The following is a 14,447-nucleotide window of genomic DNA, read 5'->3' as shown; positions in this document are numbered from 1 at the left end:
CCGGTCCCCCATCCCCCATCCCCCATTCCCCATTTCCCATGTCTCGTTTCCACCCGGAGTCAACCATGCGCACACCACCACGCCCCCGCGCCATCGTCATCGGCGGCTCGCTTGGCGGCCTGTTCAGCGCCGTCTGCCTGCGGGCAGCCGGCTGGGACGTCGTCGTCTTCGAACGTTCTCCCCAGGAGCTGGACAGCCGTGGCGGCGGCCTGGTGCTGCAGCCGGCGGTCATCGACGCGCTCGACTTCGCCGGCATCGACCCGGGCGCCGATTTCGGCGTGCCGTCGCGCGACCGCGTGTTCGTGGACCGAAACGGCGCCGAGCGACGCGCGTACATGCCGCAGACCCAGATCGCCTGGAACGGCCTCTACCTGCGCTTGCGCCGCGCCGTGGACCCGGCCACGCTGCGTGCCGGCGAAACCTTCACGGCATTCGAACAGCATGGCAGCCGGGTAACGGCGCGCTTTGCGTCGGGCCACGCCGAAGAAGGCGACCTGCTGATAGGCGCCGACGGCCCGCTGTCGGCGGTGCGCGCGCAGCTGCTGCCCGGTGCCCGGCCCACCTACGCCGGATATGCGGCGTGGCGCGGCGTTCTGCCCGAAACGGCGCTCCCGAGCGTCAGCGAGCCGTTGCTGCGCAACAGCTTCGTGTTCCAGGACGGCCGGGCGCACCAGTTCCTGTCGTACCGGATTCCGGGCGAAGACGGCAGCGTGCGGCCCGGCGAGCGCCGGCAGAACTGGGTCTGGTATCGCAAGATCGCGCAGGGGCCGGAACTCGATGCGCTGCTGCAAGACCGCGTGGGCCACCGCCACCACTATTCCCTGCCGCCCGGCGCCATGCGCGACGCCGAGATACGCAACCTCCAGATGGGCGCGCTCGATGTGCTGGCGCCCGCGCTGGCGGGGCTGGTCACCGCCACGCCCGATCCGTTCCTGCAGCTGATTCACGACTACGAGGCCCCGCGCATGGTGTTTGGGCGCGTGGTGCTGCTGGGCGACGCGGCGTTCGTGGCGCGCCCGCACACCGGCGCCGGGGCCGGCAAGGCCGCCGCCAACGCCGTGGCGCTGGCGCGGGCGCTGCGGGGGCGCGCCGTTGACAAGGCGGACGGTGCGGGCGGTATCGACCCGGCGCTGGCTGCGTGGGAACAGGACCAGCTGCCGGCCGACCGGCGCCTGGTCAAGTGGGGGATCGCACTGGGTCAGCGCATCATGGGCGCGGCGCAGCCTGCCTGAACGGTGCCGGCCGCCATGGCTCGCGCGTCAGTCCGCGTCGGCGTCCGGGCCGCCGTCGCCGCCGGGGCCTGTGCCCGGCGTCACCATGCCCAGTGCCTGGGCCATGAGAATCAGTTCGGCAAAGGTTCGCGCCTGCATCTTGCGCATGGCCTGCCCGCGGTAGATCTTGACGGTGGCCTGGCTGATGCCGAGTTCGTCCGCCACTTCCTTGTTCATCAGCCCGTGGACCAGCAGCTTCATGACTTCGCGCTCGCGGCCGGTCAGGGTATCGAGGCGCTCGCGCAGCAACTGGGTCTGCGAGCTGGCCTGGCGGCGGTCGCGGTCGCGCTGCAATGCCTCGTTGACGGCATCGAGCAGATCCTGTTCGCGGAACGGCTTGGCAATGAAATTGACGGCGCCCGCCTTCATGGCGGCCACGGTCATCGGCACGTCGCCGTAGCCCGAGATGAACACGATCGACGCGCTCTTGCCGGCGCGGTTGAGATGACCCTGCAGGTCCAGCCCGCTGGCGCCGCGCAGGCGCACATCGAGCACGATGCAGGTGGGCTGGTCCGGAAATTCGTGGGCCAGCAGTTCCTCGCCCGAGCTAAAGGACTCGCTGGCGAGCCCGACCGAGCGGAACAGCCCCGACAGGGCGCGCCGCACGTCGAGGTCGTCATCGACGACCAGTACGACACCGTCGTCGGTCGATTCCCGCAACAAGGCGGCAATGCTGTTCATCGTGGTTCTCACTATGCATGGACGTTCTGCCCGGGGCTTGCGGGGGCGGCCCCAGGCGCTGCGCCTGACGCAGCATAGCGGACCGCGCCTCAGCCGGATGACCGAAGATGCACAAGGATTCGATGAAATTGCCGGAAAACGGCGCGATATCGACGTCGGCCCGCCCAACGCGAAGCGGAATTATCGACGCTTTCGATGAAATTGCAAACGACTGTGTGGTGCTGGCGCCGCAGAGGAGCCCCATGGCGCCTCTGCCACGACGGCTACACGGCTTCCAGCGCGCGGCTCAGCGCGTAGGCCGCGCGCACGGCGACATCGAAGGATCGGTCGCAGGCCAGTTCACGCCCGGCAACGGTGATATGCCACCAGTCCCGGTTGCGCTCGCAAATGAGCCGGTGCTCTTCCATCTGGTCGGAAAACCAGCGCCACAGCCGCGCGTCCTGGCTCAGTGCGGACGCCGCCGCGCGCACCCGGACCAGTTCGAGCCCATTGGCTTGATCCATGATGTTTCTCCCCTGGGCCAACACCGCGTGCCCCGTGCGCACATGGTAGGCATGCCCGGCCCCGGTGTGCATTGCCCGTTGGTCCGACAGCCGTAGCGCATCGGCATGCCGGGGTCATACCAAAGACGTATGGGCGCGGAATTGGGCGGCGGATTTGGGCGGCGGATTTGTATCCGTATATCGGGCCGCCCGGGTCTGCATACACAGCGATACAAAACCGGGGCAGACCCACACACGGGGCTTGCGGCGGCTCCCTAGACTCGTGCCAACCCTCCAGCCCGGGCCGTGCGTCGAAGGCCCTACCGAGCCCTTCGGCAACGGGCTGTGGGAGGGCACTTCGGCCCGATAGAAGCGAAATACAAGCCACCTTCGAAGTAGAACACTCGCGTCAGACGCAAAGGAGAAAACATGAGCAAGACCATCGATTTGCCGCGCCGCAACTTTCTTGGCACCGCCGGCCTGGCGCTGGCTGCCGCCCAGCTTGGCGTGATCGGTTCCGCGCACGCGCAGTCGGGCGTGTCGAAGGCCGCGCCCCTGGCGCCGGTCACGCCCGGCACGCATACGTCGTTCGCCACCATCAAGCAGGTCAACGCCGGCGTGCTCGACGTCGGCTATGCCGAACTGGGCCCGGCCGACGGCCCGGTGGCCCTGCTCCTGCACGGCTGGCCGTACGACATTCACGCCTTCGTCGATGTCGCGCCCCTGCTGGCACAGCGTGGCTACCGCGTGATCATCCCGCACCTGCGCGGCTACGGCACGACCACGTTCCTGTCGCCGGAGACCAAGCGCAACGGCCAGCCGTCCGCCATCGCCGTCGACATGATCGCGCTGATGGACGCGCTCAAGATCCGCACCGCGGTCGTGGCCGGCTTCGACTGGGGCGCCCGCACCGCCGACATCATGGCCGCGCTGTGGCCCGACCGCTGCCGGGGCCTGGTCTCGGTCAGCGGCTACCTGATCGGCAGCCAGGCGGCCGGCAAGCTGCCACTGCCGCCCGAGGCCGAACTGCAATGGTGGTATCAGTTCTACTTCGCCACGGACCGCGGCGCGGCGGGCTACACGAAGAACACGCATGACTTTGCCAGGCTGATCTGGAAGCTCGCCTCGCCGCAGTGGAAGTTCGACGACGCCACGTTCGCGCGCAGCGCCGTGTCGCTGGACAACGCCGACCACGTGGCCATCACGATCCACAACTACCGCTGGCGCATGGGCCTGGTCGAGGGCGAGTCGAAGTTCGACGACATCGAGAAGAAGCTGGCCACGGGGCCCACCATCAGCGTGCCCACCATCACGATGGAAGGCGACGCCAACGGTGCGCCGCACCCGACGCCCAGCGCCTACAAGAGCAAGTTCACGGGCCGCTACGAGCATCGCGACATCACGGGCGGCATCGGCCACAACCTGCCGCAGGAAGCGCCCACGGCGTTTGCGCAGGCCGTGCTCGACATCGACCGCAAGTAACCGGGCCCGACCACCATGCTGCATCGATTGCTGATACTGGCCACCATGATGCTGTCGGCGCTGGCGTGCGAGCTGGGCGGCGGTGGCGACCGCTGCGCCTGGAAGGGCATGCCCGGCCAGTATCGCGTGGATGCGCCAGGCCGCCGGCGCAAGGGCTAGCGCGGCATGCCGCCGATCGACGGAATACGCATGGCCTTATGCGCTCCGGTCGCGTTTGGATAGAAAAAACGCGTCGTTCGTGTACCGGACCCGCCGCAGTATGGTGTCGGAACCATGCCGCGCCGGGGCCTTGGCTGATGACACCGCACAGGGCGGGCGGTCCGCCAGCCCACGCCGCGCAATCCATCGATACGCCATGACCGACCTTTCCGACATTCACGCGGCGGCGCCCGCCACCACAGGCCGGCGCGAGCCGCGGCTGCCCGACCCGTCCCGCGTGCGCCGCATCCGCACCGACGCCGAAGCCATCGACGCCGCGCATACGCTGGCCGGCATCTATCGCCAGGGCGCATCGGCCCGCGATCGCGAACGTGTGCTGCCGTGGGACGAGCTGGATCTGTGGTCCGAAAGCGGTCTGGGCGGCATCACGGTGCCCAAGGCCCATGGCGGCGCCGACGTGTCGTTCGCGACGCTGGCCGAGGTCTTCGCAATCCTCAGCGCCGCCGACGCGTCGCTGGGCCAGATTCCGCAAAACCACTTTGGCCTGCTTGGCGTACTGCGCGAAGCCGGGACCGATGCACAGCAGCGACGCTTTTATGCCGAAGTACTGGCCGGCCAGCGGCTTGGCAATGCCGGCCCCGAGCGGCGTTCGGCGGGCAGCCTCACGATCCTCGACGGCACCACGCGCCTGCAGCGGACGGCCCAGGGGTTGCGGCTCAGCGGCAAGCGTTACTACTCGACGGGGGCGTTGTACGCGCATCGCGTGCCGACGCGCGCGCTGGACGACGATGATCGCCCCGTGCAGGTCTGGGTGCCGCGCGACGCCGCCGGCCTGACCGTGATCGACGACTGGTCATCCTTCGGCCAGCGCACCACCGCCAGCGGCACCGTGGTTTTCGACCAGGTATCCATCGCGCCCGATGACGTGATCCCGCTCTGGCAGCTTGCCGGCAAGCCCGGGCTCTATGGCCCCAACTCGCAACTGATCCAGGCCGCCATCGATCTGGGTATCGCCCAGGCCGCATTTGACGATGCGGTGGCCTTCGTGCGCGAACACGCCCGCCCCTGGGTCGATGCCGGCGTGGCACGCGCCAGCGATGATCCCCATCTGATCGCAGACGTCGGCCGGCTGGCCATCGACATCGAAGCCGCCCGCGCCGTGCTGCGCGAAGCCGGGCTGACGCTGGACGAGATCGCCGCACAGCCGCTCACCGACGCATCGAGCGCCCGCGCGTCGGTTGCCGTGGCCGAAGCCAAGGTTCTGACCACCGAGGCCGCACTGCATGCGAGCGAGAAGCTGTTCGAGCTGGCCGGTTCGTCGGCCACGCGGGCCAGGCATAACCTCGACCGCCACTGGCGCAATGCCCGCACTCACACGCTGCACGACCCGGTGCGCTGGAAGCTGCATCTGATCGGCAACTATCTCCTGAACAACGCGCTGCCCAAGCGGCATTCCTGGAACTGACATGTCGTTGCTACTGACGCCGCCCCCTGCCGATGGCCGGGTGGAACCCGCCGCCGCGCCCACTGCCGCGCCCCATGTCGTCGCGGACGATGCCGAGGCCATTGCGATCGCGCACCGGCTGGCCGCGCAATTCGCGCCCGGCGCCGCCAGACGGGACCGCGAGCGCCTGTTGCCGTGGGATGAACTGGACGCCTTCAGCGCCAGCGGCCTGTGGGGCATCACCGTGCCCCGCGAGCACGGCGGCGCAGGGGTTTCCAGTGTGACGCTGGCGGAGGTCATTGCCATCATCGCCGCGGCGGACGGATCGCTCGGGCAGATCCCGCAGAACCATTTCTACGCGCTGGAGGTATTGCGTGTAGGCGGCACGCCTGCCCAGCAGGCCTTCTTTTACCAGCGCGCGCTGGCGGGCGACCGTTTCGGCAACGCACTGGCCGAGATCGGCCACAAGGATTTCAGGCGACGCACCCGGCTGACGCGCGATGGCGACGGCTTCCGGGTGGACGGCCAGAAGTTCTACTGCACCGGCGCACTGTATGCGCACTGGATTCCCACGCTGGTGGTGACCCAGGAAGACGGCCGCGACGTGACATGGCTGGCCTTCGTTCCCCGCACGGCCGAGGGCGTCAGCATCACCGACGATTGGGACGGCTTCGGCCAGCGCGTGACCGGCAGCGGCTCGGTCACCTTCGACAATGTGCGGATCGACGGCGACTGGGTGGTGCCCTTTCTCGCCTCGTTCGAGCGGCCCACGACGATTGGCCCGTTCGCCCAGCTGCTGCATGCGGCCATCGATCTCGGTATCGGACGGGGCGCGTTTGCTGCCACGCTGCCGTATGTGCGCGACCACGCGCGGCCGTGGATCGATGCGGCCGTGGCGAGTGCATCGCAGGACCCGCTGACCATCCATCATGTTGGCGACGTCCACGTCAGGCTGCGGGCCGCCGAAGCCCTGGTGCGCCGGGCCGGCCGCGCGACCGATGCCGCCCAGGCGGCGCCCGGCGAGCAAAGCGTGGCGCAGGCATCGCTGGCGGTGGCTGCCGCCCGCGCATCGACCACCACCGCGTCGCTGCTGGCGGGCACGCGGCTGTTCGAGCTCGGCGGCACATCGGCCACCCTCGACAACCAGGGGCTGGACCGCTTCTGGCGCAACGCCCGCACGCATACGCTGCACGACCCGGTACGCTGGAAGTACCACGCCATCGGCAACTTCCACCTGAACGACACGTTGCCGCCCCGGCATGGAGCCATCTGATGGTGATGGACGATGGTGCGCAACGGCGGCACATCCTGCTCAATGCCTTCGACATGAACTGTGTCGGGCATATCAACCATGGCCTGTGGACGCATCCGCGGGACCGGTCCACCGACTACAACACGCTCGAATACTGGATCGACCACGCGCGTACGCTGGAGCGTGGCCTGTTCGACGGCCTGTTTATCGCCGATATCGTTGGCGTGTATGACGTTTATCGCAACAACGTCGATGTGACGCTGCAGGAATCGGTGCAGCTGCCCGTGAACGACCCGCTGCTGATCGTGCCGGCCATGGCCGCGGCCACGCGGCATCTTGGCTTTGGGGTCACGGTGAACCTGACATACGAGCAGCCGTACCTGCTGGCGCGCCGGTTCTCGACGCTGGATCACCTCACGCGTGGCCGCGTGGGCTGGAATATCGTGACGGGCTACCTCGACAGCGCCGCGCGCGCGATGGGTCTGGACGCGCAGCTTGCCCATGACGAACGCTACGACCGCGCCGACGAATATCTGGAGGTGCTCTACAAGCTCTGGGAAGGCAGCTGGCAGGACGACGCCGTGCGGCGCGACAAGGCCGCACGCGTCTTCGCCGATCCGGCCAGGGTGCGCAAGGTGAGCCACCACGGCCGGTACTACAAGGTGGACGGCTACCACCTGTCCGAGCCGTCGCCACAGCGCACGCCGGTACTGTTCCAGGCCGGCAGCTCGGGCCGGGGGCAGCGATTTGCGGCACGCCATGCGGAATGCGTCTTCATCTCGCCGCCCAGCAAGGACGCCGCGCGCAAGACGGTGACCGCGTTGCGCGAGCAGCTTGTAGCTGCCGGGCGCCATCCGGACGACGTGAAGGTATTCATGGGCGCGGCCGTGGTCACCGGCCGCACCGAGGCGGAAGCCCGCGAAAAACATGCCGAATACCGCGACTACGCCAGCCGCGAAGCCGGGCTCGCCCACTTTGCCGCCAGCACCGGCGTGGACTTTGGCCGCTATGGCCTCGACGATCCGGTTGACTACGGCGGCGGCAACGCCATCGAATCGGCCACCCGCACCGCCGCGCAGCACGGCTGGACGCGCCGCAAGCTGCTTGACCTGTTCACGCTGGGCGGACGTTATCCGGCCATCGTCGGTGACGCGTCGCAGGTAGCGGACACGCTTGCCGAATGGGTCGACGAGACCGGCATCGACGGCTTCAATCTAAGCCGCACGGTGGCGCCCGAAAGCCACGAGGACTTTGTGGACCTGGTCGTTCCCGCGCTGCAGGATCGGGGCCGTTACAAGACCGCGTATGCCGAGGGTTCGCTACGGCACAAGCTGTTTTCCAGCGGCGACCGGCTGCCCCAACGGCATGCCGCCGCCGCGTTCCGCCAGTTCTGATATCACAAGAGAAAAGGAGCCACATGTTCATCAAGACCGGGGTCAAGCTGGTCGCCGCGTTGCTGGCGTTCGGTATCGTGCAGGGATCGCAGGCCGCAGACGCCGACAGGAAGGAAATCCGCTTCGGCGCCACCGCAGGGCCTTACGCGGACCAGGTACGCTACGGCATCAAGCCGATTCTGGAAAAGCGCGGCTACAAGGTGACGATTGTCGAGTTCAGCGACTACGTGCAGCCGAATCTCGCGCTGGCCGACGGCGCCATCGACGCCAACGCCTTCCAGCACGTGGTGTATCTGAAGAAGTTCTCGGCGGACCGTAAGCTGCAACTGTCGGCGCTGATCCAGGTGCCCACGGCGCCGATCGGCATTTACAGCCACAAGCACAAGACGCTGGGCGACGTGAAGCCCGGCGCCACCGTATCGCTGCCCAACGATCCGACCAATCTGGCGCGCGCCATTGCCATCCTTCAGCAGATCGGCTGGGTCACGCTCAAGCCCGGCACCGATGCCGTGCGGGCAAGCGAGCGCGACATCGACGGCAATCCGCACAGGCTCAAGCTGATCCAGCTGGAGGCCGCGCAGTTGCCCCGCTCGCTGGATGACGTGGACTATGCCTTCGTGAATGGCAATTTCGCGCTCGCGGCCGGGCTCAAGCTGACGTCGTCACTGGCGCTGGAGAAGATTCCCGACTACTACATGAACCTGGTGGCTGTCAGGACCGAGGACCTGAACAAGCCGTTCGTGTCCGACATTCGCGATGCCTACCGGTCCGCCGACTTCAAGGCCGTGACGCAGCAGCGTTTTGCGGGATTCGTCGCGCCGTCCTATCAGCAATAGCGCAGCGTGTGTGCGCCGGGACGCCGGCCCCATGCCGCTGACGCGTGACGCGTGACGCGTGTCGCGTGTCGCGTTCAGCGCATGGGCGTGCCCGTGGCCGCGCGCAACAGGTCGGCGAGTTTCTCGTTCTCGTCTATGCGTGACTGTTCGATCGCCACGTCGGTGTGGTTGCCGACGCGCCTGGCCCATTGCTGCCGCTCCTGGGCGAATATGATCCGTTCGTGGACGGCACGAAGCGCCCCCCAGATGGCATCGGCAGTCTCCTGGGCATTCGCGGCGTCGAGCGACAGCGCGGAGAAGGCGTGGCCCGTGTGACAGCGGTATCGCAATGGCCGATCGTCCCGCAGCCGCCACAGCACACCGTGACACGTCGGGCAAGTCAGTGCCGAGCGATCCGCGATAGCGTCCAGTTGCCGGGGTTCCGCAACGCCGCTGTCCCCAATCCGCTCCTCGCGATCCAGGTCTGTCAGGTTGCTCATGATTGACTCCTTTTGCCGTGCGGCCCCGTTGACGGCAGCCCGCAGCGCATCGGCGAGCCCATCCTGCCCGACAATGGCATCGGCCCCCGCCGCGGCGATTGCGCTGCGAGGCATGGAGGGCGCCTCGCAATCGTCCGGGCCCTGGACGATTCGATAGCCGCCGCGTGCCGCGACCGCCGCAAGGCCCGCCGCACCGTCGTCGAGTTCGCCGCTCATCACAATGCCGACCACACGCTCCTTGTACTGTGCGCTGGCCGACCGGAACAGCGGATCGGCGGCAGGCCGGCAGAAATTCTCCGGTGCCGTCTCCAGCAGGCACACGGTGTCGCCACGCACGACCATGTGTCGATCCGGCGGCGCCACGTAAATTCTGCCGTGTTGAATTGCTTCGCCGTGCCTGGGGTGGTGCGCCGGGAAGCAGCCCCACTTCGACAGCAGTTCCGGCAGGATGCTGCGGTGCCGTCCAATGTGCAGCACCACAAGCATGACAAGCTCCAGGTCCCTGGCCAAGCCTTCGACGAGCGTCTTGAGGACCGGAAGTGCGCCCCGGGATGCAGCTACAACGACAATATCTCTGCGCATGGCTTTTCCTTTTTATGGGAAAAGCAAGTTCCGCACCCGTGGCACAACAGGCGCGGAAGTCTTGCGCAGGCCGTCTTAATCGGGCTTGGCGCCGTCCTGCCGGGGCACCAGATCGCTCAGCGCGCCGAGCAATTCCTGGAAGTCGAGCGGCTTGGCAAGATGCTTGTTGTATCCGGCTTCCCGGGCGGCTTTGGCATCCTCCTTGTGATCGCGTCCGGTCAGGGCCACTGACCAGATATTCGCCCATCGGGCGTCCTGGCGGATATTGCGCATGAGCGCGTAGCCGTCCATATCGGCCAGCCCGATATCCGAGACGATGGCGTCGATGGGAACATCGGCCAGAATCTCCAGCGCTTCGGCACCGGACGTTGCCACGCTCACGGTGGCCCCTTCCAGTTCCAGGAGCTCGGCGAGTGCGGCGGACGTGTCCCGGTCGCCTTCCACCAGGAGAATCCGCAGGCCGGCAATGCTCTGCATACCGTCCGCGGCATCCGGGTCCGACGCGTTGTCGACAGGCGCGGCGGGCAGCCATACCGTCATGGTCGTACCATGGCCGGGGCCTTCCGATCTGGCGGTCACCCTGCCGCCGTGCATCCGGGCAAGCTGCTTCACCAGCGCCAGACCAATGCCGAGCCCGCCCTTCGCCCTGTCGCGGCCGCCTTGCCGGTACATGTCGAACACGTACGGCAGCAGGGCGGCATCGATGCCCTGACCGTTGTCGCTCACCTCGATACGCAGCATCCCGCCTTCCCGCGACAGCCGCAGATCGATCTGCCCATTCGCCTCCGAGAACTTCAGTGCATTGGAGACAAGGTTCCAGATGATCTGCTCGCAGCGCACGCGGTCCACCAGGGCGATGGCCGGACGATCCGGCAGCGCCAGCCGCATGGTGATGCCGCGGTCGCCGACATCCTGCTCGCAGGTCCGCGCAATGTCCGCCAGCATCGCCGACAGATCGACGCGCGACACGTCCAGGGCCAGCTTGCCGGTCTGCACGCGCGAAAGATCCAGCAGATCGTCGATGATCTGCGCCTGGCTGCGCACGGCCTGGCGGATGGCGCCGGCCGCTTCGCGGACCGCGGCGACATTGCGCACCTCCGGAAGGCGCGGGAGCATTTCCGCCTTGACGCCGATCAGGTTGAGCGGGTGCTTCAGTTCATGCGAAAGCACGGCAATGAACTCGTCCTTGAGCTGGCTGGCATTGAGCGCCTGCTCGCGCGCGGCCTGCTCCTTGGCCAGCGCGTCGCGGCTCGCGTCCTCATGGAGCTTGCGCGTCGTGAGGTCGCGCACAATCTTGGCGAAGCCGCTGAACGATGTGTCCGTGATGGGGGTGACCACGCCGCTGCAGTAAATCCGCCGGCCATCTTTCGTGCGATACCACCGCTCGTCGTCCGCACGGCCCTCCTTCATGGCCGTGTCCCGCTCATGGGCTGGCACCGATGTCTGCCGATCGTTGACCTCGTATATCGCCTCCACGCTCTTGCCGATGAGCTCGTCTTCCGTATAGCCGAAGATCCGCTCCGCACCGGCGTTCCAGCTGACGATCAGCCCTTCGCGGTCCTGGATGATGATGGCGTAGTCCTTGGTGGACTGCGCCACCAGCCGCAGTCGCTGCGCCCCCGCGCGGGCGGCTTCCTCGGCCTGATGGCGATCCGTCACATCGATCAGCGTGATCACCGCCCCGTCGATATGGTCGTCCGCCGTGCGATAGGGCAGGAGCCGCATCAGATACCACCGCCCCGCCTCGCTCTGGATCTCCCGCTCGGTCAGCCTCAGCGACTGGAACGACTGCCTCACGTCGTCGACCAGGGTCGGGTAGCGCAGCGTATGCGTGATGTGGAACAGCGAGCGGCCAAGATCGGAGTCGATCAGGTTGAAAATGGCGGTCGCGTTCGGCGTAAACCGCTTGATCCGGATTTCCTTGTCGACAAAGACCGTGGCGATCTCGCTGGAGGCAATGATGTTATGCAGGTCATCGTTGGCCTTGGCCGTATCCTCGATCCGCGCCTGCATCTCGGCATTCGCCGTGGTCAGCTCTTCATTGACCGACTGCAGTTCTTCCTTGCTGCTTTCGAGCTCCTCGCTGGTCGAACGCAGTTCCTCGTTGATTGCCTGCAACTCCTCGTTGGACGCCTTCAGCTCCTCCACCGACGTCTCGTACTGCTCGATGATCGTCGCCAGCTGCTCCCTGCTGTGCTGCAGTTCCAGCTCGAGCTGCGCCAGGACCGGGTCCTGCCCCGAAGCGGCGGCCAGTTCCTCTTCGGTCATGTGACCGGCCACTTCATCGAAGACGACCAGCAGGAAGTCGGCATTGGCAACCTTGTCGTGAAACGGCCGCACCGTCATGCTGATCCACGACACTTCGGGGTCATGATCCCACTTGACCTTGCGCGCCTCCACGCTGGTGCCGGTCTGCAACGCCCGGAAGATCGCCGTGCGCAAATCGAGCCGCAACTCGGGCAGCACCAGCGTCATGATGTTCGTGGTCAGTTCGCCGCCCACATGCCGCAGGAACCGGCCCGCATTGTCGGACAGGTGAACGACGTTCGACTCGCGGTCGATGATGACGCTTGGCGGGGAATACGTCTCCAGCGCGCGCTGGTGCAGTTCCGTCAGCGAAAAACTGCGCTGGGGCGAACTGGTCGTGGTACGCAGCGGCATGGTAACGGCCGGCCGGTCGTCGGCCATGCTGGTGTCGGCCGGCGTCAGCACCGGGAAGCCAATCGGCGGCTTGGCGCGCTGCGACACCGCGCGGGCGCGATAGACCCGCCACTTCTTGTCCACCACCGCAAACAGGTCATCCGCCGCGTCGGCCGATTCCGCCGTCCCAAGGAACAGCAGCCCGTTGGGCCGCAGGGCGAAGTGGAAGAGCTCCAGGATCTGCCGCTGGACCGCACGTTCCAGATAGATGAGCACGTTTCGGCACGAGATCAGATCCAGGTGCGAGAACGGCGGATCGCGCAGCAGACTGTGCGGCGCGAACAGGATGCGCTCGCGCACCGCCTTGCTGATGGCGTAGTGCGCGCCCTCGCGGGTGAAATAACGCTGCAGGAGAGCCGGCGGCACATCGTTGGCGATGGACAGCGGATACGACCCCGTGCGCGCCCGGCCGATGGCCGCCACGTCGATATCGGTCGCAAACACCTGGATGGGCCGGGCCGAGGCCGCCGTCTCGCGCGCCTGGGCCAGCAAGATCGAAATGGAATACGCTTCCTCGCCGGTGGCGCAGCCGGCCACCCACACCCGCACCTGGTCGTCGTCGCCGAGCTTGCCGTCGAACAGCGTCGGGATCATTTCCTGTTCGAGAAACTCGAAGGCCTCGCCATCCCGGAAGAACTGCGTCACGCCGATCAGCATGTCGCCCAGCAGCGCGCTGGCCTCGTCCGGCGTCGACCGGAGGAAATCCCGATAGGCCGCCAGGTCGCTCTGGCCATTGAACTGCATGCGCCGCTCGATGCGACGGAGCACCGTGGCGCGCTTGTAGAAGCGGAAGTCATGCCCCGTGCGCACACGCAGATGCATCAGGATTTCGGACAGCGCCCGTTCCCCGCTCGTCTTGGGCGACTGCCCCGATTCCTGCAAGTCGTCGTCTTCAAGCACCGCATCCTGCGGCTCGATGCGCTGGATGTTCTCCCACAGCTCCATGAGCCGCTGCGGCATCTCGGCCGCAGGCAATACGATATCGACCCAGCCCGCGTGGATGGCCGCGCGCGGCATCTCCGGATGTTCGGCGTCGTCCGGCGACTGGGCCAGCGTCAGGCCGCCGACCTCGCGAATCCGGCCCATTCCGATCGTGCCATCGGATCCGGAGCCGGACAGCACGATGCCGATGGCCCGCCGCTCGTGGGCATCGGCGAGCGTGCGGAAGAAATGATCGATCGCAAAGGGCCGCCCAAAGGTATTCGGCTGTTCCGCGACCCGGAGACAGCCATCGGACATCTCGAGATGGGTGCCCGGCGCCACCACATAGATGTGGTTCTCCTGGATCGGCGTCGTGGTACGGACTTCGCTGACTGGCATGGTCGTGACACGCTGAATCAGGGCCGCGACCTGGCTTTCGAGGTCCGGCGCCAGGTGCAGCACCACGACGAAGGCCATGTCCATCTGTTCCGGCGCATGCTGGAACAGCGCCTGCAGGGCCCTCAGGCCGCCCGCGGAAGCGCCGATGCCAACGACAGGGAAACGCAACGTACTCTTTACCGCGCCCGCCGGATTTCCCACCTTCTTCTCCTTGAGTTTTTTCCGCGCCATGATTCCTCCCATCCCACACTCGTCGCAGCGGCTGGACGAGGCATCCGAAGGCACAATCGGGGCTCATTGTAGCGTCCCGGGCGCGCCGGTATCTGGCGATCATGAGCACTTGCCGATGCAGCGCAGCAGGCCTA

General features: G+C 67.0%; 12 protein-coding genes. 8 read left to right on the top strand and 4 right to left on the bottom strand.

Annotated features, from left to right (window positions below; all coding sequences use genetic code 11):
* Window positions 1-65: 65 nt before the first annotated feature.
* A complete protein-coding gene (locus tag AC24R4_RS08080) occupies window positions 66-1,232 on the top strand; it encodes an FAD binding domain-containing protein (protein ID WP_487522693.1) in 1,167 nt (388 codons plus the stop codon).
* A 27-nt stretch (window positions 1,233-1,259) separates the two neighbouring features.
* Here the strand turns inward: AC24R4_RS08080 and AC24R4_RS08075 are convergent, their stop codons facing one another.
* A complete protein-coding gene (locus AC24R4_RS08075; protein ID WP_487522692.1) occupies window positions 1,260-1,952 on the bottom strand; it encodes a response regulator transcription factor in 693 nt (230 codons plus the stop codon).
* Between AC24R4_RS08075 and AC24R4_RS08070 the strand changes: the two genes are divergently transcribed.
* Entirely contained in the window at window positions 1,942-2,151 is a 210-nt protein-coding gene (locus AC24R4_RS08070; protein ID WP_487522691.1) for a hypothetical protein, read from the top strand. The two genes, AC24R4_RS08075 and AC24R4_RS08070, sit on opposite strands and share 11 nt — an antisense overlap.
* 64 nt (window positions 2,152-2,215) lie before the next feature.
* On the opposite strand, the gene AC24R4_RS08065 is transcribed toward AC24R4_RS08070, so the two are convergent.
* The gene (locus AC24R4_RS08065) at window positions 2,216-2,455 is read right to left on the bottom strand and encodes a hypothetical protein (protein ID WP_487522690.1); all 240 of its coding nucleotides are present in this window, start codon (window positions 2,453-2,455) and stop codon (window positions 2,216-2,218) included.
* A 408-nt stretch (window positions 2,456-2,863) separates the two neighbouring features.
* Between AC24R4_RS08065 and AC24R4_RS08060 the strand changes: the two genes are divergently transcribed.
* From AC24R4_RS08060 to AC24R4_RS08035, 6 genes are all read left to right on the top strand, one after another.
* Window positions 2,864-3,916, top strand: coding sequence for an alpha/beta fold hydrolase (locus AC24R4_RS08060; protein WP_487522689.1), 1,053 nt, complete (start codon window positions 2,864-2,866; stop codon window positions 3,914-3,916).
* A 15-nt stretch (window positions 3,917-3,931) separates the two neighbouring features.
* The gene (locus AC24R4_RS08055; protein ID WP_228770844.1) at window positions 3,932-4,075 is read left to right on the top strand and encodes a MarR family transcriptional regulator; all 144 of its coding nucleotides are present in this window, start codon (window positions 3,932-3,934) and stop codon (window positions 4,073-4,075) included.
* Between the two features lie 196 nt (window positions 4,076-4,271).
* Entirely contained in the window at window positions 4,272-5,540 is a 1,269-nt protein-coding gene (locus tag AC24R4_RS08050; protein WP_487522688.1) for an SfnB family sulfur acquisition oxidoreductase, read from the top strand.
* A 1-nt stretch (window position 5,541) separates the two neighbouring features.
* Complete coding sequence (locus AC24R4_RS08045) at window positions 5,542-6,792, top strand: SfnB family sulfur acquisition oxidoreductase (protein WP_400396057.1); 1,251 nt, start codon at window positions 5,542-5,544, stop codon at window positions 6,790-6,792.
* 5 nt (window positions 6,793-6,797) lie between these two features.
* Entirely contained in the window at window positions 6,798-8,165 is a 1,368-nt protein-coding gene (locus tag AC24R4_RS08040) for an LLM class flavin-dependent oxidoreductase (protein WP_487522998.1), read from the top strand.
* A 23-nt stretch (window positions 8,166-8,188) separates the two neighbouring features.
* A complete protein-coding gene (locus AC24R4_RS08035; RefSeq protein WP_153947025.1) occupies window positions 8,189-9,001 on the top strand; it encodes a MetQ/NlpA family ABC transporter substrate-binding protein in 813 nt (270 codons plus the stop codon).
* A 74-nt stretch (window positions 9,002-9,075) separates the two neighbouring features.
* On the opposite strand, the gene AC24R4_RS08030 is transcribed toward AC24R4_RS08035, so the two are convergent.
* Both AC24R4_RS08030 and AC24R4_RS08025 read right to left on the bottom strand, forming a co-directional pair.
* Window positions 9,076-10,062: a chemotaxis protein CheB gene (locus AC24R4_RS08030; RefSeq protein ID WP_487522687.1), complete on the bottom strand. Its 987-nt coding sequence runs from the start codon at window positions 10,060-10,062 to the stop codon at window positions 9,076-9,078.
* A gap of 75 nt (window positions 10,063-10,137) precedes the next feature.
* The gene (locus AC24R4_RS08025; RefSeq protein ID WP_487522686.1) at window positions 10,138-14,313 is read right to left on the bottom strand and encodes a chemotaxis protein CheB; all 4,176 of its coding nucleotides are present in this window, start codon (window positions 14,311-14,313) and stop codon (window positions 10,138-10,140) included.
* Between the last annotated feature and the right edge of the window lie 134 nt (window positions 14,314-14,447).

The organism is Cupriavidus sp. CER-90 (assembly GCF_057652055.1).
This window is presented reverse-complemented; position numbering and strand designations above follow the sequence as displayed.